This window comes from Paenibacillus sp. P46E (genome assembly GCF_001909095.1).
Lineage (GTDB): Bacteria > Bacillota > Bacilli > Paenibacillales > Paenibacillaceae > Paenibacillus_AQ > Paenibacillus_AQ helianthi.
In genome coordinates this window covers 206,750-227,555 of the sequence record NZ_LVYZ01000001.1, presented here as the reverse complement: position 1 = coordinate 227,555, position 20,806 = coordinate 206,750, and the positions used below count along the sequence as shown (strand labels likewise).

Annotated in this window: 9 protein-coding genes; 2 read left to right on the top strand and 7 right to left on the bottom strand. The window is 49.9% G+C overall.

Annotation, left to right across the window (positions count from 1 at the left end):
- Positions 1-60: 60 nt before the first annotated feature.
- The 4 genes from A3849_RS00895 to A3849_RS00880 all read right to left on the bottom strand — a co-directional run bounded on the left by A3849_RS00895 (position 61) and on the right by A3849_RS00880 (position 5,826).
- Positions 61-2,115: a methyl-accepting chemotaxis protein gene (locus tag A3849_RS00895; protein ID WP_074109730.1), complete on the bottom strand. Its 2,055-nt coding sequence runs from the start codon at positions 2,113-2,115 to the stop codon at positions 61-63.
- Between the two features lie 100 nt (positions 2,116-2,215).
- The gene (locus tag A3849_RS00890) at positions 2,216-3,064 is read right to left on the bottom strand and encodes a sugar ABC transporter permease (RefSeq protein WP_074109729.1); all 849 of its coding nucleotides are present in this window, start codon (positions 3,062-3,064) and stop codon (positions 2,216-2,218) included.
- The gene (locus tag A3849_RS00885; protein WP_074109728.1) at positions 3,061-4,374 is read right to left on the bottom strand and encodes a sugar ABC transporter permease; all 1,314 of its coding nucleotides are present in this window, start codon (positions 4,372-4,374) and stop codon (positions 3,061-3,063) included. The genes A3849_RS00890 and A3849_RS00885 overlap by 4 nt, the downstream gene beginning before the upstream one ends.
- 114 nt (positions 4,375-4,488) lie before the next feature.
- Positions 4,489-5,826 (bottom strand): sugar ABC transporter substrate-binding protein, encoded by a 1,338-nt coding sequence (locus A3849_RS00880; RefSeq protein ID WP_074109727.1) that lies wholly within the window; start codon positions 5,824-5,826, stop codon positions 4,489-4,491.
- A gap of 870 nt (positions 5,827-6,696) precedes the next feature.
- On the opposite strand from A3849_RS00880, the gene A3849_RS00875 reads away from it, so the two are divergent.
- Positions 6,697-8,442: an alpha-glycosidase gene (locus A3849_RS00875; RefSeq protein WP_074109726.1), complete on the top strand. Its 1,746-nt coding sequence runs from the start codon at positions 6,697-6,699 to the stop codon at positions 8,440-8,442.
- Between the two features lie 236 nt (positions 8,443-8,678).
- Here A3849_RS00875 and A3849_RS00870 read toward each other — a convergent pair whose 3' ends face one another.
- The gene (locus A3849_RS00870) at positions 8,679-9,713 is read right to left on the bottom strand and encodes a Gfo/Idh/MocA family protein (RefSeq protein WP_074109823.1); all 1,035 of its coding nucleotides are present in this window, start codon (positions 9,711-9,713) and stop codon (positions 8,679-8,681) included.
- 13 nt (positions 9,714-9,726) lie between these two features.
- On the bottom strand, positions 9,727-11,226 hold the full coding sequence (locus A3849_RS00865; protein ID WP_074109725.1) for a DUF5605 domain-containing protein: 1,500 nt from the start codon (positions 11,224-11,226) through the stop codon (positions 9,727-9,729).
- Between the two features lie 281 nt (positions 11,227-11,507).
- Here A3849_RS00865 and A3849_RS00860 point away from each other — a divergent pair, with 281 nt between their 5' ends.
- Entirely contained in the window at positions 11,508-12,545 is a 1,038-nt protein-coding gene (locus A3849_RS00860) for a LacI family DNA-binding transcriptional regulator (RefSeq protein WP_074109724.1), read from the top strand.
- Between the two features lie 162 nt (positions 12,546-12,707).
- Here A3849_RS00860 and A3849_RS00855 read toward each other — a convergent pair whose 3' ends face one another.
- The gene (locus A3849_RS00855) at positions 12,708-20,354 is read right to left on the bottom strand and encodes a pullulanase (RefSeq protein WP_074109723.1); all 7,647 of its coding nucleotides are present in this window, start codon (positions 20,352-20,354) and stop codon (positions 12,708-12,710) included.
- Positions 20,355-20,806: the final 452 nt, after the last annotated feature.

Sequence of the window (20,806 nt, the reverse complement as noted above, 5' to 3'; positions counted from 1 at the left end):
ACTATACAAAAAGCCTCCGCGCCGATGACTCGACGCAGGGGCCCATTTTATCTATTAAGCTTATCCTTGAAAAGAAACCAGCGACTGCTTCAGCTCCTCAGCGAGCGTCTCCAGCTTGCCGGACAGAGCGACCAGCTCCTCGCTCACGATGAATTGCTGTGAGGACATGGAGGCCACTTCCTCCGTGGAGGCACTGGTCTGCTGAACCACCGCCCGGACACTAGCCATGGATTCACCCAGCAGGTGCTGGCATTCTGTCAGTGCCGTGACCGACGCCGACGACTCATTCAAATAGCCGATGAACTGCTCCATCTCTGCCCGGACATCTTCAAAGATAATAGAAGATTCCCGTACGGAAGAAATCTGTTCACGAAATAGCGGAGCAGTCTCGCCCACAACCTGAACCGTATTGTCGATATGGCTGCTGATTTCCTCTGTAATCCTTGACACGGAGGCAATCGATTGGTTGGACTGATTGGCCAGCCCGCGGATTTCGTCGGCAATTACAATGAAACCTCTTCCGGCTGCTCCGGCTCTAACAGCCTCAATGGAAGCATTGAGCGCCAGAATATTCGTCTGCTTGTTCACAGCAACCATTGGAGTCAGAATACTGCGGATCAGATGTGTGCTTTCTCTCAGTCTGATGGAATTCTCCTGAATCAAATCCATCATCCGCACAGTGGATTCGCTCTGGGCAACCAGTGTCTTCATCAGCTCGGCTCCCTGGTCACTGACTGTGATGACCTTCTCTGCCGAAATATCCATGGCCTGATTGATCTCCTTCACTTCCTTGATCTGGAGATTCATCATTTCCACGTTGTGGTTGCTGCTCTCTGCTTCAAGCGCCAGGCTGGCTGCGCCGCGGGCAATTTCTCCCGTAGCGGCTGCCACTTCTCTCGCATGGGTGGAGGTCGTACTGGACGCGTTCACCAACTGCTCCGAGGTAGCCAGAACCTGAGCCGCAGAGTTGCCGCTCTGGCCTGCTAATAATGAGATCTGCTCCATCATCTTGTTGAAGCTGTGGCCTAGCCGGCCAATCTCATCCTGGCCTTTGAAGCTCGTGCGCACCTGAAGATTGCCCTGCTCGCCTTCCTCCATCAGCCGGGCTAGCTTGCCCAGCGGACGGCCAATCTGGCGGACCAAAAGGTAACCGATCAGCAGAGCAATCACAATCGCAGCGAGGATAACCAACAGTGTAATGTAGAGCAGCTTGTCCGCAGATTTGGTAAAATCACTGACCGGAGCATATCCCATCAGCGTCCACTTGGCCGTATCCAGCGGCTGATAGACCACAAGCTGAGAAGCACCCTGTTCATTTTCACTTGTGAATGAATGAAGCTCTACCTGCGATGGCTCTGATTCAGGGTGTATGTATGAGGATTCGCCGAGCAGCTTGTTGTCCGATCCGTACACAATACTTCCTGACGGGTCCAGAATACGGATCTCACCGGCACGACCGATATGCAGATTGGAGAGGATATCTGTAAGCGCCTGACCCTTGATCTCAATCAGCATGTAGTACTCCGCTTCGGGATGCTTGATATTCCGCAATAGCCTGCCCATCGTCAGCGAAGACTGGTCATAGACATCGAAGAAGCCTTTGGCTCTTACCGGGAACCAGACGGGATCGCCCTTGGCTTCATCAATCTGTTTCACTCTTGCCAGAATGCTTTCGTCGCTGCGAACGGCGCTGATGCCTGTCGACTTGTAAGATTCGGCATCCACCAGGTTTCTTGAGATAAGCCGGATGCCCAGCATGCGTTCATCCGAGCCCTTCACCGACTCCAGCTTGCGGCGGATCCGGTCCTCAGCCGTCACTTTGTCGACAGTTCCGGTTCCCGGTCGGTTCACCGTCTCCATATCTGCTTTTAAAATGGAATCCACGGCAAACTGCCGCGAGAGTGCTTCATACTCGGCAAATAAAAAGTCCAGCTTGTCTGCAGCCTGCACGATGGACTGTGCGGAAGCGGCAGCAACCTGATCTGTGATAATGCCCTTGGCGGCATAATAAGAGGTCAGGCCCAGGACTGAGGACAGCAGCACAATCGTACAGAACAAAATGACGAACAACTTGATACCTACCGATCTAAATCGTAAGTTACGCGGCCGTTTCATTACACTCTCTCTCCTCAGGACAAAATAAAGGTACAGCCCTTAATAGACAACATAAAGGCTGTACCTTGTGTTTCGGTGATTCATGAAGCAGGCAAGACAACTATCCTTTGCTGGCGCCAGCGGTCAAACCGTCAACGAGCAGACGCTGCAGGAATCCGAACAGAATCATAATCGGCACTGAGATCAACACCGCCCCCGCTGCAAACAGAGTGAAATTGGAATTCTGCATCGTATTGACCATATCCCACATCCCGACAGCGACCGTCCAGTTATCCTTGGTCCGCAGAATCAGCTTGGCAAAGATGAAATCCACCCACGGGCCGACAAACTGGGTAAGCGCCATATAGGTAATCATAGGCCGGGAGAGCGGAAGAATAATCCGGACAAAAATCCCGAAATTGCTGGCTCCGTCAATCCGCGCCGCTTCATCCAATGATCGTGGAATGGTATCCAGGAAGCCCTTGGCGATCAGCGTACCGCCAAGGGGCGCTCCTGCCGCATAGACGATAATGAGTGCCATGTGCGTATCCAGCAGGTCGAACTGATTGAGTAGCAGATAGATCGCAATCATACTCATGAAGCCCGGGAACATCCCGAGAATGAGCAGTACCGACATGGTAGTCTTACGGGTTTTGAAGCGGAATCTGGATAGAGCGTAACTGGTCAGAAGGGTCAGCACCACACCGATCAGCATAGAGAATACGGCAATCTTAAGTGTATTCGCATACCAGGTCCCAAACATATAGACCGGTGAAGTGAACAGTTCCTTGTAATGCGCTAACGTAAAGTGTTCGGGAATCAGCGTTTTGCTGTACAGAGACTTGCCCGGCCGGAAGGATGCTAGCAGAATCCAGAGTGCCGGATAGATTGCAGCAATCGCCAGCGCAATCAGAACGATGTAACTGAGGCTCAAGCGAATAATGCTCGTAAGCTTGCGTCCGATAATCATTGAATCATATCCTCCTCTTGGAATGATTTGGTCCGGCGGTAATTGTACAGGGAGAACCCGGCTACAATAATGAAGAGTATAATGCCTATTGCGGAAGCCATATTATTTTTGTTCTGATCCGCCGTCAGCTTGTAGAGCCACGTTACCAGCAAGTCCGTTGATCCGGCATACTGATAATTCCCGTTGACCGGATTCCCCTGAGTCAGAAGGTAGATTGCATTAAAGTTGTTGATATTGCCGGCAAATTGCATAATCAGCGTAGGTGCAGTAGAGAACAAGATCATTGGCAGCGTAACAATCCGGAACTTTTGATAATTGGTCGCCCCGTCGACTTCGGCTGCTTCGTACATGTCTCGCGGGATCGTAGTCAGCACACCCATAATCAGCAGCATCGATACTGGAATCCCTACCCACATGTTGACAATAATAACAGTGAACTTAGCCCAAAACGGATCTGTCAGCCAAGGCAGCTTTCCAAGTCCGAAATAGCCGAGATACTGGTTGATCGGGCCGAACTGCCCGTTGAACAGATTGCGCATCAGCAGCAGGGAAATCATCTGCGGAATCGCATAAGGCAAAATAAGAATCATTCTCCACAAACCCTTGAAACGGATACCTTTTTGATTAATCAGCAGAGCGACAAGCATCCCGCCGAAATAAGTAGTAATTGTGGATAGAACCGCCCAGACAATCGTCCAGGTAAGTACACCGTAAAAGGTATGGCTCCATGATTTGAGGACCAGCAGATTACGGAAGGTTTGTAACCCTACCCAGTCCACCAGCTTCGCCGGCGGAATATGATCCGGTGCGGCAAAGTTTGTAAAAGCCAGCATGATCATAAAGATAATCGGCATAATGGTAAAGAACAAAATACCGAGACCCGGAATCAGTAAAAAGCTCTGGGCAAACTTGTAATCCAGAATGTAGCGTACAGATTGTTTGAATGTATTCGAAGGACGACCGTTATCGCGTTCTTCTCCGGTTTTATGGGCATCCCTAATATTCATATACCAGGCAATCAGGAATAACACAAAGAACATCAGGGTGATCAAGCTTTGTATCAGAATAACGATGGAATGGTCTCCAGCCACCATTTTCGCAATTCCCTTTACCTTTACAAAATGGCTTGGAGAATCCCCTAGTGTAGTAATCCCCCAAAAAGCTCTTCCCAAATTAGCGATGAAATAGACCAGAGCTCCAGCCTCTACAGCTATAAAAATAAGCCCTTTAATGAATTGGCGGTTATATATTTGTCCCAATCCCATAAAAATAGTCGACAGTATTGCGGCTCTGCTGCGGTGTCGCTGCATTTCTCTTCCGTTCTCCTCTCCGCGCGGAATTCAGGAAACCGCCCGCCGCTACCCGGAGCGGCGGGCGAGTGAATATCCACTATGTGCTAATGATGAGCTGTTTAAAAACCTCTGTTACTTAGAAGTTGAACCGTTATTGAGGTCTTTGATCTGCTGAACGGCCTTATCCATTGCCGCCTTCGGATCAGCGTTGTTATCCCAAATTTCCGGAAGTGCCGCATTCACAGGGCTCCATACGTTGCCCATTTCAGGAATGGACGGCATTGGCTGGGAGTTCTTCGCCTGCTCAGCAAAAGCGGAGATGTACGGATCACCCGTAATCTGTGCATCCTTCAGCGCTTCATTGTTGGTTGGAATGGAACCGATCAATTTATTGAGCAGGAGCTGTGCATCCTTGCTTGACGCAAAGTGAGCGTATAATTTGGCTGCGTTCGGATATTTCGAGTAAGCATTGACACCGAAAATTTTGATACCGGAGAATGAAATGGCTGTTTTGCCGTCAATGGTTGGAATTGGGGCAACACCCAGCTTGTCACCAAGCGCTTCCTTGTAGGCGGCAAGTTCCCAAGGACCTGTCATATCCATGGCTACATCACCGGAGCTGAACAAGCTGCGTTTGATGTCTGCAGTGATATCACCGCTCTTGACAGGCAGTGCTTCCTTCAATTTGACGAAAGTCTTCAGACCTTCAACGGCACCTTCGTTGTTCAGGCCGATATCGTCTTTGTCTGTGCCGTCTTTACCGAACAGGTAACCGCCGGTAGTGGCAATGAACGGATAGCCAAAGTACATGTTGCCCACTTCCCACATAATTCCGTATTTGCTCTTCGCCTTGTCTGTGAACGTTTTGCTGAAGGCAATCACGTCATCGAAGGATTTAGGAGCTTCTTTGACCAGCGATTTGTTGTAGTAGAGAGCATAAGTTTCTGCCGCTCTAGGATATCCGTACAATTCACCGTCGTAGGAGGAGCCTACGATGGAAGCCTCTGTGTTGTCTGCTTTGGTCTGTTCAGCAAAGATATCGTTTGGAAGCAGCAGGCTCGCGCTTGCAGCTTTACCCAAATTATCATGCGGGATGAGTACTACGTCTGCAGCCAGACCGGATGGACCATCCTGTGTAAGCTTGCCTACTTGATCCGGTGGAGCTATCTCTTCAATTTTCACAGGAACGTTATATTTAGCTGTAAATTGCTTGGCGATTTCTTCGGCAAAAGGTCTCTCTTCTTTACTCTCCCATACAAGCAGCGATGCGCCGTCTTCCGGTGCAATTTCACCAGTTGCAGCAGCATTACCGCTGTTCGTAGCAGCATTAGTAGCTGTAGCGTTGTCTGTTGGCGCATTGGTTGCCGCAGCATTTCCCCCGTTATTGCCATTGTTGTTAGAGCCGCACGCCGTAATGGATACTGCCATAGAGAACGCTGCGGTGAGAACCATGAGCTTTTTCATTTCCATTGCTTAAACCCCTCCTAATTTGTGTATCTTACCTCACGCTTACGATGATGCCCCAGATCTTGCGCAAACGATTTCAGGGGATTCAAAAAAAAAGTATGTATTCGTTGATGCCCCTTCTATATACGCTTCAACAAGTTCTAGAAAGCGCTTCATTTCCTATTTCATAATACAACAGGAATCTAAATTGTAAAAACGTTTGCACATAGTATATTTAGGCGAATTTGTTTGTTTTTTTAATAAAAAAACCGGTTTTCTCTCTTTTTCAAAAGAAAACTCTTATTTTTTCCGTTTTACAGCAAATAAACACGGAAAGCTTATGTCCAAAGGAGGTTTTTTTGAATTAAATGGTTATTTTTATGTATTTAATCTTGTTTTTCCCAAAAGAAAACCGGTTTTCTATGCTTTTTTATTTTGTGCAATGGTTTGTACTAAAGTATTGAACCCATAATTATTCCGTGCTATAATCCAAAACATTATAAGCAGCCTGTCCTTTCAACAAGGCACCACTGCCGCCCTTTCAATTTCAAACAACAAAAAGGCAATGTTACTTCAAAAAGGTACAACCTCGGACAAGCTACCCGGCGGCGGTTGTGCCTCTTTGTTATGTACATAGAACGGACCGGCTGGTGCATTAAGGCATAAAAAAAGGTGCAACAAGGCATAACGGATTCATATTTCTTGTTATTACCTTTTTGGGGTGAAATACGCCTTATTCATCTGTAACGCCTAAGGGATGACTGCTGCCAAATTAGCAGAGATTCCGTCCAGGTTGCTTATGCTCACCAAATCCAGCGTGTGCTTCCGAAGCCAGTTTTGTACGAAGCTGCTCTAGGATGCTTATGCTCACCAAACTTTTAGGGGGAATTATGAATGTTGCTTGAAGCTGTCTATCACCGTCCACGTTTAAATTGGTCTTATGCTTATGATCACGAGACGATTCATCTGCGCCTGCGCGCCAAAAAAGGGGATTTAACCGAGGTCTTCGCTTGGGCCGGAGATAAATATGCCTGGGATGCCACCAAGGAGCTAATCCCGATGACCCTTTTCACCTCAGATGCGATGTTCGACTATTGGGAATGCTCTTCGGTACCCCAGCACCGGCGGCTTAAATATGGATTTCTGCTGCAAAAAGGACATGAACGCATTTGGATGACTGAAAGTGATTTCCAGACTGAACGTCCTTCCAATCCCAATCGGTTGTTTGAATTTCCGTACATCAACCGCGGTGACGTCTTTACTCCACCGGCTTGGGTGAAGGACGCTATTTTTTATCAAATTTTCCCTGAGCGGTTTGCGAACGGAGATCCCAGCCGCAATCCGGCACATGTACAACCCTGGGGCGGAACGCCTACACCGGAGAACTTCTTCGGCGGTGATCTGCAAGGCGTTATCGACCATCTGGACCATTTGAGCAAGCTTGGCATTACCGGTATCTACTTCACACCGATCTTTACCGCCACCACCAACCACAAATATGACACGGAAGACTATATGTCTGTGGATCCGCATTTCGGTGATGTCAAAACGCTGAAAAAACTGGTCGACGCCTGCCACGAACGCGGTATCCGGGTCCTGCTCGACGCAGTGTTTAACCACTCGGGCCGAACCTTTGCCCCCTTTGTGGATGTACTAGAAAAGGGCGAAGCTTCCCGTTACAAGGACTGGTTCCATATCCGTGAATTCCCGTTGCAGGTAGTGGATAGTATTCCTACCTACGATGCTTTTGCGTTTGAGCCGTTGATGCCGAAGCTGAACACCGAGAACCCCGAAGTGAAGGCCTATTTGCTGAAGGTCGCAGAATACTGGATTACCGAGGCGCACATTGACGGCTGGCGGCTTGATGTTGCGAACGAGGTAGACCATGAATTCTGGCGCGATTTCCGCAAGGTCGTCAAAAAAGCAAACCCTGATGCCTATATCCTGGGCGAAATCTGGCATGAATCTGCACCGTGGCTGGAAGGAGACAAATTCGACGCGGTCATGAATTACCCGTTCACCGATGCGGTGCTCGACTTCTTCGTCTATGGCACACTTGATGCTGAAGGCTTCGCCAACGCCATTGGCAAACAGCTCTCCCGCTACCCGCTACAGGCCAGCGAAGTGGCCTTCAACCTGCTGGACAGCCATGACACTCCGCGTCTTTTGACTCTGGCTGAAGGAGACAAGAACAAGCAAAAGCTCGCTTCGTTGTTCCAATTCACCTTCATGGGCACACCTTGCATTTACTACGGCGATGAAATCGGGATGGATGGTGAGGGTGATCCCGGTTGCCGCAAATGCATGGAATGGAATCCTGAGAATCAGGACCTGGACCTGTTCAGCTACTACCGCAAGCTGATTGAAATCCGCAGCAGCCATCCGGCGCTTCGTACCGGCAGCTTCACCTTCCTGGAAGCCGGACGACAGGGCAGCAAGCTGGCTTATGAGCGGCGTCTGGGTGACGACATCATCCTGGTACTGGTCAACACAGAGGAAACAGCACAAACCTTCCGCCTTGATGTGGAGGACCGCAACTGGGAGAACTTATTCACAGGCGAAGCGCTGCGCGCCGACCGCAGCAAGCTGTCGCTCAAGCTGCCTGCCTATGGGTATGCGGTGCTTAAGGCCCTGCTGTAAGTAGTGCACGACAGCTATAAGAGTTACGAATCAGAAGGGGGTGCAGTTCAAAGCCGTGTAAATGGCTTTGAACTGCACCCCCTATTTTTGGAAGATGGATGTTTGCGCTCGGTGAGTACGCTCCGCGAACGGAGCGTTATTCAGTCTTAGATCTGCATACGAATTGCCTGAAAATACATCATTGTATAGACACGCGCCCAGTCTTATTCATTTCAGGGGAGTGTGTCTATAGGTTGTCAAAAATAAATGACTCTATGTTCTTTTGCGCTCCTGTAAGTTTCAAAGACAAGCTCCAGCGTTTTTAAGTTGTCTTCTCCGCTCGTCTGAAATTCCTCGCCCGTGTTCAGACAATCTATGAAATGAGATTGCAGACGGTAATGGCTTTCTTCAAAATCGAGGCTGTTGTTTTCCGAAACCTTGACTTCGATGCCATTGTTGTCAATCACGCTGATGGTGCCGTTGCTATATAGCTTCACTGTTGCCTTATCACCCTCGATAATCAGTTGTTCCTGATGATTGGGAAGCACAGGGGTTGTTAACTTGTCCGGCAGGTTTTGCCGCGTTGCCCAGCTCATATCCATTAATCCCATATAATCCTCATATCCCAGAGTGATCAGACCGGCATCCTCTCCCTTAATGTAAGGGCTGATTCGTCTGGTTTCGGCATACAGCCGCTTGGGGTCTCCAAACAGAAAACGCCAGGTATCATACCAATGAACCCCCATTTCATAGAACAGCATCTTGGGCATCTCCCGAAAAAATGGTTGCGGAAGCTCATTCTCCGGTGCAAAGCGCGGGGAATAATAATCGGTATGGATATAACGGATCGTGTTCAAGTGTCCAGCTACACCGTCAACAAGCATTTGTTTGATTAGCTGGATCGGCTGCAGCCAGCGCCAATTCTCTGTGACCATCAACCGTACATTCGCGCCCTTGGCGGTTTCTACCATGTGTCTTGCTTCCTCTATGGAACGGGCAAAAGGCTTCTGGCACATAATATGCTTACCTGCTTGAGCCGCTCTGCCGACTAATTCCGGGTGAGTGTCAGGTGCAGTAATAAGATCAATTACATCGATATCAACATGAGCCAGCATTTCATCTAAGCTGGCGTACAGCTTATCGGCAGAGAGACCATAGATCTCTCCTTTCTTTTGCAGCTTAAGCGTATCCGGGTCACACAGTCCTTGAATCCGAACACCGGGAATGCGCTGCCAAGCCTGCAAATGCTTATCCGCCCAATATCCTCCGCCCACCACACCTATTTTCCACATATCCTTCACCTCTCTATCGGCCGCTGGCATCTTCCACACGGGTCATCCTAACCGCCATGTACATCCGCCCGGGCAGATCAACCCGGAAATGGCCTTCATAGCTGCCCTCTAGCTTGTCGACAGTCATGTTCCAGGTATCGAGCAGTTCAACCTGGTAGCGAATACCTGGTTTCATCTTGAACTCGCGGAACTTGGGCTGATTAAAACCGAAATAGAACAGGTAGTATTCATCTTCAATTCCGGCGCGGGGCAGATCCCAATCCGAAGGCATCGGGTTTAGGCCCTCTGCCGGCCCCTCATTCATTACACGGCGTAGAAATGCGATACGCTCTGGACTGGTTCCGTAGAGCCGACCGCCTTTGGCCCACCAGATTTTATCCTCCGGATGCAGATACGTCTCCCCATGCCCTACATATCCCCCGCGAATATACCCTTCCCAGAAGCGACGGACCATCTCTTGCCCGGTAATGTTCCCCCAACCGTGTTCCACATTGCCTTCATAAACACATTCGTCGATCACTACCGGCTTATTCCATTGTTTTCTCCATTCCTCTGTGTTCTCGGCTGTCTTGTATACGTCAACGCGCTGAATACTGCAATGCGTCACCCAAGGCTGATGGAAGTCGTAAAATCGGATACCATTATGGTTGGAGATCAGATGCCCATACGGGTCATTGTCTGTTACAATTTGAGCGAACCGTTCCCAGTCCTCAGCGGTTTTACTTTTCATGAAATCGTATTCATTTGCAAGTGACCACCAAATATGCCGATAAGCCGACAGTCTTGCCACAATGTAACGAAGATAACGGTCATCTGCTTCCTTGCCCATATCAGCAAATCCCCAGCGGTCATAGGGGTGAAATAAAATCAGGTCAGCCTCTATTCCAAGATCACCAAGATTAACAATCCGTTCCTCCAGATGCCTAAAAAAAGCCGGATGAAATCTGGTGTAATCCCAGCCCTGCTCTATCGATCCTTCAAATGGATAGTATAGCGGCTCATTGGCGTTGTAGGAGTACGACTTAGGAAAAACGCACATTCTCAGTTTGTTGAATGAACTCGCTTCCAACGTTGCCAATGTCTCCTGTTCCATCTCATCTCCCTGATGGGTCCAGGCGTAGCATGTAGTGCCGACCGGAAAATAGGGGGTTCCATCCTCATAGGCAAAATGAAAGGTATGCTTGACACGGACTGGCCCATGATTTCCTGTATCGTCAGCTATACATTCAAATTCACCTTCAATCCCGCTAAGAACGTGCTCTGTGCTGGTGGTTCTGAACGACCACGTGCCTTCTCTGTCAGGCATAAACCGGATGCGGTATACACCTTCTCCATCATAGAACCCGGAGGTCTGAACAGACTGTCCGCCATAAGTAAACGCTGCATGCAAGACAACATCCACAAAAGGATTGCCCTGTACAGGCCCTCCATGCAGTACAATTTCACATACTCCCCATTTGGACACCTTCTCCGGGATCATAATGGAGACCTTCTCTTGTGTTCTATCCGTCATAACCTAAGCTCCTTTCAACTTTTGCAAAGAATATAATCGATCCATAAAAGAGCTAAAATAAACGAAAAAGGCAAATCAAAACAAAAAACAAGCAACTAAACATCACACTAAACAATTAACTAAACAAAACAACTAAACATTATTATAATCCCACTAATAGTTTGCTTAAATGTATCCTACACGAAGTCAAATAAATCGTCAATATATTGATTTAATTGCGAAGTAAAGAAATATATTATATACTAAACAAACTAAACAAAACATGAACGGAGGAAAAACAGATGAATATGGAGGAACTTGCTAAACTTGCCGGAGTATCCAAAGGTGCAGTCTCTTTGGCACTGTCCGGGAAGCCTGGAATTGGACAAGACACACGCGAGCGAATCCTTCGCATTGCCGATGAAGTAGGCTACACATTAAAAAAACAGAAAGCCCCTGGCGAAAGCAACGGCAGATCCCTGCGTTTCTTGGTATTTACCAATGATGGGCTTGTGCATGAGGAATATTATCAGCAGCCCTTTTTCAGAGAACTCATTCATCATATTGAGGAACGCTGCCGGACTAAAGGATACACACTGATCTTCTCTGCGATTGAACAGAACAGCTATGAACAAGGCATTCAGACTGTTATGAACGAACGGACGGACGGAATCATTCTTCTGGGTACCAATCTACATGGCTCCCGAATTTCGGATATTGCGGATAAACTGCCTAACTTGGTGGTCTTGGATACCTGCTTTGAATCGCTTCCGGTTCATTTTGTGGAGATCAATAATTATATGGGGGCATATCAAGCCGGCAAATATTTGGCAGAGCTGGGACATCAGCAGTTGGGTTATATTGCCTCCGAGGAACGGATTCACAACTTTGATGAGCGCAAACGAGGATTTTTATCTGCTATGGCTGAGCATCATTTGGAGATTTCCACTAGCAACATTGTGTCAGTGCCTCCAACCATGTTCACTTCCCAAGGACCCTTAAGGGAAAAATTGCGCAAATTAATGGATAATGGACAACCGTTTCCTACCGCTTTCTTCTGTGAATGTGATTATATAGCCATCAGCACCATGAGGGCACTCGCTGAACTTGGCTTGTCGATTCCAGAGGATGTATCCGTCGTCGGATTCGATAATATCAACGAATCTCTCGTTCTGACACCGGAGCTGACCACCGTTCATGTAGAGAAACAGCAGATGGCACATTGGGCCGTTGACCTCTTGACTTCACTTCACACGAACTCCGTCGTCAGCGCAAAAATTAAAATTGATACCCGTTTTATGGAACGCTCTTCCTGTAAGCGGCTGGACTCTTTCCAGTAAAATTTTTCCATTAAAGATTCTAAAGCTCTCAAATAATGATGAAAGATTATATCTTCCAACACCTAAAAGGCACTCTTCCCGGAGGAGAGTGCCTTTTAGGTGTTATTGGATTTGTTGATTTACTCCTGTTGACTTACTCCGCTCTTGAGGCTTTCACGAATGTTACTTCCCAAGCAATCTATAGATCACCTGTGCAGCTTCAGCACGGGTCATCCATGCCTTCGGCGCGAACCGGTTGTCCGCTCTGCCCTGCAGAAGCCCCTGCTCTGCAGACGCATGGACATAAGCTGCTGCCCATGAGCTAATGCTGGAAGCATCGGCAAATGCCGGGCTGCCATTTACAGCTTCCATCTTCTTGCCTTGCTTCACTTCCAGTCCCCGAATGATCATAACAGCCATCTCTTCACGGCTGATTGCTGCACCCGGAGCGAACAAGTCCCTGCTGCGTCCAGTCACAATCCCTTGACGGACTGCTGCGGACACATAGGAAGCATACCAGGCATCCGCCTTCACATCCGCAAATGCAGCCTGCCCGTCAGCTTGAAGTCCCAGCGCCCGTACGAGCAGTGCGGTGAATTCTGCACGGGTGACAGAGGTTCCCGGCTTGAACTCGGAAGCCGTAACCCCCGAAATCACCTGCTTCGCGCTGAGTGATTTAATCGCCGTCCCTGCCCAGTGGCCAGAAGGAACATCCGAGAAGGATTTGTTGAACTCAAGCGCTGCATATTTGCTGAAATGTGTGACCTCAGCAGTGATGACATCCCCCTGCTGCGTACCTCCGACATATTCCAAATGGTTGCTGTCACCCAGATAGTAGATACCAAGCAGCGCCTTATCGGGGTTTCCTTTAATCTGAAAGGTTAGCCTAACTGGTTCTGCAAAAGAATTTACCGGAAGAAGCGTACCGTCTTTGCGCACTATATTGAGCTTGAACTCAAAGATATCCGATGCCGCCTTTACAGCCGTAAGGTCCTTACTTAGTCCAGCCAGCAGAGCACTTGATGCACTGTCTTGCAGCGGCGCTGCTCTAAATAGAATCTGCGCCCCCTCCGCATCTGCACCAGCCAATGTCCCTTGAATTCCACCCAGAGCCCGGGCGGGCAGCGTGACTGTGAGACTATTCATATGGAGCACCAGGTCATTCGACCCCAGTAAGGCTGCAGCCTGAAGCGGCAATAGCACTGCTTGCTTGCCTGAAGCCAGTTCCACACTGACTTTACCGTCCTTGCCATTCTTCAGAGCGTCTCCGCTCACAACCTGCGTATCTGCAGCAGGTGCCGTTGTCGGAACAACAGCCGAAGACGAGACTGGCGTAGACACAGGTGCCGCTGTTGGTGCAGGTGTGACACTAGGTGTTGGGGTCGGTGTCACCGAAGGTGTAGGTGTCGGCGTTACCTTCTGTACTACGGCCAAAATAACCGTCCCGCCTTCGTCCCTGCCCGGCAGCTCAACCGTCACTTTCTGATCCTGTGATACCGTATAGGTCTTCCCGCTGTATTCATCCACAACCGCAGCCTGTGCAGCAAAAGGAACCGGAAGGCTGACAGGTACCGCCTCTGTCTTCGTGTTGATCGCTGTTACAATATGTTCAGTTCCAAACTGCTTGTCAAAAGCCAGATAACCCAGTTCGTCCGAGCCGGCCAGCTTGGTCCGCACACCTTTGGAATAAATCTGCGAATACTTGGCACGGATGTTCAGCAGCTTCTGGTAGTGGTCGTGAAGCCCCTGTTCCGCACTCAGCTGATCCCAAGGCATATCCCCACGGTTTTCGCTGAATTGTCCTTTGGACATGTCTCCGGCATTCGCACCGGAACGGCCCAGCTCTTCCCCGTAGTAGATAACCGGCTGTCCTTTGGCTGTAATTTGCAGCGCGGCAGCCACCTTCAGCTTGCCCTTGTCTCCGCCTACAACATTGGACAAAAAGCCGTTCTCGTCATGGCTGCTCAGGAATTGAGCCATCATTCCGGTGTTGTCCATCTGCGCTTCCCGGGTTTGCAGATACGCATCCACAGCCGAAATTTTCCCGTCTGTAAAGTCTTTTGCGGCGTTCTTGAAGCCAAAATCAAGCAGTCCGTCCATCTGGCCAGACTTCAGGTTACCGCCATCGTTGTCCAAAGTGCCGCCGTAATATTCTCCGACCAGCTTGAATTTTGGATCAATCGCGGTCAGCGCATTTTTGAACGCTTTCCAGGTTGTGCCGTCCACATGCTTCACTGTGTCCACACGGAAATAGTCGATGGTATCTCCGCGCTCGGTCCGTGCATTGTCCAGCCAGCCCGTCTGCCAATCGATGATAGTCTTGCGCACTGCCGGATCTTCGGTTTTGAAGTCAGGCAGCCCTGCCAATTCGCCCTTGACCGGGTCTGTGTCAGCGGATACACCGTCTGTACGGAGCATACCTTCAAAACGCGCCTTATCCTCAGCCGTAACGCCCGGATAGTTGTCTTCCGCCTTTAGGCCGTAACCAGCATGGTTGAGCACAACATCCACCATAATTTTGATGCCCTTGTCATGGGCTTTCTCGATCAGTTCCTTGAACGTTGCCATATCACCGAGGTGCTCATCCAGCTGGGTGAAGTCCTTGGCCCAGTAGCCATGGTAAGCATACTGCGTGCCGCCGAAATCAACACCCTTGTTAAAATCGATATTGTCTACAATCGGGGTAATCCACAGAGTATTAATACCAAGCTTCTGAAGATAGTCCAGATTGTCGATCATTCCGCGGAAATCTCCGCCATGATAGGCTTCCAGATGGGTCTTGTCGACATTGGCATTATTCGAGGTATCCCCGTCCTTGAACCGGTCAGTCAGCGCGAAGTAGATCCGGGCTTCATCCCAGTCAAAATCAAGCCGGTCATCTGTATACGTTCTAGCCTTTACTTCGACTTTGGCTGCACCTTTATGCGAATTCCCGTATTGATCCATTAGCGTGATCGGGATGGTCTTGATCCCCGCTGGCACAGTGTCCTTAACCGCAACCGTCTGTTTCATGAGCACTGTATCCAGCTTCACTGCAACCGGGCCGCCGAGGGCAGTCAGATCCATATAACCGTCCACGTAGGATACATCTTCCGCTGAAGCAGCCTTAACGGTAACCACTGCATTTTCATTGGAGTTAATTGCCTCCGGCTGGGTCAATGCAGTAATCGTGACTGCCGGGATATGATAGACTGCGGCCGATTCACCGTTCACGGTGTTTTTCGGGTCGGTCAGTTCTTCAGTCACTCCGTCCCTGGTCACGAGGAAGGTATACTTGTACGTGCCTTCCTGCACATCCTTCAGCTGATAGCTGAACCATTCATTGGCCGCTTCGTACACCATCGGATACTCCGCGCCGTTCACTTTGACCTTAACCGCACTGATTGCAGCCAGATTATCACTGCGGAACAGGGCATCATCCCGGTACCGGAAGGTGATCGTCCCCTCCTTCATCACCGGACCGCTTATCACCGGCTTGATATCCAGCTCTTTTACCATACTGGTCACAATCACTTTGGTAAAAGCTTCGCCTGCCGTCAATGGAATAACCCGGTCATCCGGATAATCCTGCTTGCCAGTGTTCCAGTCTGTTCCCTTGCGCAGCACAAAGCCCACACTTGTGGCATTCGGTGCCACCTCAATCAGGACACTGGCCTTGCCGTCCTTGAAGGTGTTGAAATCGATCTGATCGTTTTTGACCCCCGTATTCCACACCCAGAGATTCCAGTCGGTATAATCCTTATCGTTACGGACATAAGTGATCTGTACATACCTTTTGGTATCCACCGCATCTTTGGTCACCTCAACAGTAACCGCGGTGGATAGTCCGCCATAGGAGACGGTAAGGGTGGCTGTACCTGCCTTAATTGCTTTGACGAGTCCTTTGCTTGTCACCGTGACAATCTGCGGATTGCTGGAGACATAGGCCGCATTATCGGTAACCTTTCTGGAGCTGCCATCATCGTATTTAGCCATTACAGCCGTTTGATGCGTGCTGCCGGTTTGGAGCGAATAGCTTGGGCTGTCCGTTCCAAGAGAAGCCAGAACGGCGGCGGCGGCATCCTTACGGATGATCACGGCAGTAAGCGGTTCCAGTGTAATCGAATTCGCTGTAAGCGCGAAGCCCGTCTGGCTTGCGGCAGGAATTGCTGCAGTTCCCGCTTGATCGTTGTCCACAAGCACCTGCCCTCCGGTCAGATCCTCGGAAAGCGTCAGGGTTCTTGCTGTATTGTCCCCGTTCATGAAGACATAATAGAGCCCGGTTCCATCGGTCGCTTTATTCTTGTAGCCGATCACCAGATCGGTTGCTTTGATCTCGGGCGCTGTGATCAGGCTGACATTGGAATCTACCAGACTTTTGTCGCCAAGCCTGAACGCATCGGTAGATTGTCTCAGCTGAATGAGCCCCGACGTGTAAGCCCGGGTTGTATTCTGAACAGGATAGTTGACCTCATCCGTTGCTTTAGCCCAATCAAAATGGTTAACCGCATCCGAAGAATCATAAGAGTCATGGATGAAATAGCCAAAGGATTTCCCGTTCCCGTCCTTCAATTCCGTATATTTCTGCTCGGGTACCCCCGCTGCCTTCCACTGCTTGGTGCGTCCATACTCCTGGCCCGCCTGCAGGAAGGCTGTCCCTTGGGAAGTCAGCTCCAGCAGATTGCCCAGCCGTATCCGCTTCTGAATCTCCAGCTCATTCTCGGCTATTGACGGGTCCTTCTTGATCGACTGTGCAATGACATCATGCAGCGTCAGATTGTCATGGGCTTCGATATACGGCACGACATCGCCCGGATCATCCGCAGGAATGTTGGAGGGCTGCGCTTTGATATTATTGAAGATCGTGGCGATAGAACGTGCTCCGCCTGTGATCAATCGCGGCTCCCCTTCTGAGCCATAGCCGGACTTCAGCTCATTGCGGAATTCATCGGAGAATACACCGACACTATCCGTTTTGTCCATCCAGGACTGGTCTGCACCTTTGCCGGTTAGTACGGGATCGGAGGCCGCCCCGCCGAAGGTTTTCCAGCCTTCTCCGATGAACAACGCCTTCGGATTGATCGCTTCAGCAGCATCATAGGCTGCCTGAACGGCATCTGCTGTCGCGTCACCCATCATATCCCAGCGCATACCGTCTATTTTATATTCGTTGAACCAGTATTTGACCGAATCCACCATCAGCTTCTCGGCCATCTTGTGGCTGGTCGCCAGATTGTTGCCGAACCCTCCGATGAAGTTGCCGTTCGTATCCTGGAAGGCATAGTAGTTCGGCACGATGTCGTCCAGGAAATCTTTTTTGGCCATATGGGTATACACGACATCGAGAATGACCCCCATGCCCGCCTTATGGACCGCATCAATCAGGCCTTTCAGCTCCTTGATCCGCTCTTCGGGATCGGCTGGATGCTGTGAATATGCCCCATCCGGTGAGAAATAGCTCTGCGGATCATACCCCCAGTTGTATTCATTGTTCTGGGTAGAATAGGTGGATTCCCTGTTGCCCATCTTCGTCTCATCGCCATAATACCAGGCCATTACCGGCATCAGCTGGATATGGGTCACGCCCAGGGATTTGATATAATCGAGCTTCTTCTCAAAAGCTGCGTAAGAGCCCCAGCGTTCGCCGCCCAGTTGGCTTTCAATCGATACATCAGAGGTGAAATCCCGTACATGAACCTCGTAAATAACAGCATCCTCGCGCTTTTGGTAGCCAGGAATAGCCCCTGCCTTGAAATCCGGCGGGTTCGTCCCGCTGAGGTCAACGATTGCCGCTTTACCTACCATATCACCGTCAGGACCTGCCGCACCCGTGGTATCCACAGTGAATGCAGCCATTGACTTGGCATAAGGATCAAGTACCTGCTTGCTTACGCCGTTATTGGTTACTTCGTATTGGTAGTAGTAGCCACGCACATCCCCCGCATCACTCAGATCAGATGGCTTCAGCTCTACCGACCAGACGCCTTTATCGCCTGGAGTCAGGCTGACCTGTCCCGTCTTCTGGGCAGCGTCAGACTTGCTGTACACGTTCGCCACAACACTGCTGGCCATAGGTGCCCAGAGCTTCAGAGTTGCCGATTTGTCCGTCGGATGATAGGTGGCTCCCAGATCATCTCCGGTGTAATTGTACATTTCATCAAGCATTCTCCAGCCTGCGGAAGCGGATACACTTTTCCCGGAATAAGTCACACTAAGCGGAGATTGGTCCAGTTCAAAAACTCCAGTATCCACCTCAACCGAAGTCGTGCTCTTGATCGTCACGGCAGTGACAGGAACCGGAGTGCCCGCTTTATCCGTGACCGTTATGGCAGATTTCAACCCGGCAGCGTCCAGCCCATCCGTTAAGGTAAAGGTCAGAAGAATCTTGCTGGTGGACAGCACCTCCGCCGATGCAAGACTCACAGGCAGTTCGCCAAAAGGGGACACATACACATGATCATCGCCCTTTTTGATCCACAGCTGATTGTAGCGGTCCAACAGACCGAACGTTTTGTCGCCTCCGTCCTTGTCACCGCTGGAGCGGTTCACCACCACAAAACCCATTTTTTCAGCATTTGTCTTTAGCGGAATATCCGCATAGTTCCCGTAGGCATCGGTATGCTCCGCAAGAAACGGAGTTGCATCTCCCGGCCAGGTGACCGGCAGCGAAGCCACATCGTCCCACAGCCATAAGCCGTATTGATTCTGATTGCTGTCCTCTCTCGTATAATGGACCCGCACGGTATTGGCCGGAAGCACCACCGGTTCGTAAGGAGTCACAACATCCGAGTCTTGCTTGATCCACAGCTCATTGGTCTGCGGTGTGTTGATCGTAAATAGCTTATCGCCTTTGTCTTTGGCCTGTGTGCTGCGGTTGACGACGAGGAAGGAGATTTTCTTGGCCCCCGTCTTCAGCGGCACATCGGCATAAGCCCCATAAGCATCGGTCTGTCCTTCAGGAAAAGGGGTTGCCCCTGCCGGCCAGCCTGCGGAAGGTGAAGCTACATCATCCCACAGCCACAGTCCCTGATCGGTGTAATCTCCGGCCGGCCGGTTGTAGTGAATCCGCAGCTGTCCCTCCGGTACAGGAATCACCTTTCCGGGTACAGCCGGCGCTGTAAAAGAGGCACTGACCCCGTGGTCCTGTGCGTTGTACCTGAACGTGACTTTCAGATCGGCAGGAAGCTTCAGGGTCTGATCCTGGTCTGGATAGAGCTTACCTGCTTCAGGGGTATCACCGGGAACATACACCCTATAGGCATATTCTCCTGCCGGCAGATCGGCCACCCGTTCATAGATCCCGTCAAAATCAGGATCGGTCAACACAGCTCCCGCGTCAGCCGGAGAAGAATCACGGGCATCGCCCAGCTCCGTTTGCAGCGTCCCCGTCAGCCTCGGCAGCTTATCAACCGAAAGAGGAGTATAGTACGTGGAATCGGCGACTTTCTTAGTGAGATCATTATAATAAAAGGTTACGCTAGTCTCAGCAGTAAGTGTTAACTGAATATTGCCGTCTTTATTGACTCCGGCGGGATTGGTATAGCTGCTGTATCCGTAGCTCTCATCCCAGGTGCCGTTCAAGGCGATCTTGTACTCATACACACCTGCCGGCAAGGTTCCCGTGAACTTGTACATTCCATTGTCCACATAGGTTAATTGTGTCACGCTGGCATCCGGATTCCAGTCACTTGTAGGCGCTGCCTCCGTTGATAGTTCCGATTGAAGATTGCCAACGAGCACGACTTTAGACGTTTGCGCTCTCACATTGACCGGATAAGTGAAATAAGAACATACAAAAACCACAATCATACAGATAGCAAATGCCTTCTTGCCCCATAACGCTCGTTTCATTGTGCGAATACCCCCCGTAATTGATTTTTCCTGAAAAGCAGCTGTTCCTCAATCTCAGTGCTCATTCTTGGACTGGTTCGTGCTGTCCCCCCTTTTATCCCCTGTTGCCTAACTTCCTCCCGGCCAAAATCACTTTGTCTGCTACCCGCTATTTTGCTCTGTTTATGCGCAAACGTTTGCAATAATAGGTGTGTGGCGGATAAGCCATATTGAATTAGGGATAGAGAAAGGCTAATCAAGCAAAATCAGTGATTGTAAGCGCTTTTTATTTCTGTTCAACATACTAATCCTCTATCTGCAGCATTGTCAACAATCATTTCCAAATGCATAGGTAGACTTCACCCTAGAATTCCATTTCTGCAACAGGTAGCATTTGCACATAAACACTGCCGGAATTTGCACAATATTGCACAACACTGCGGATCCTCGGGTTTGAATAATCCAGATCAGAG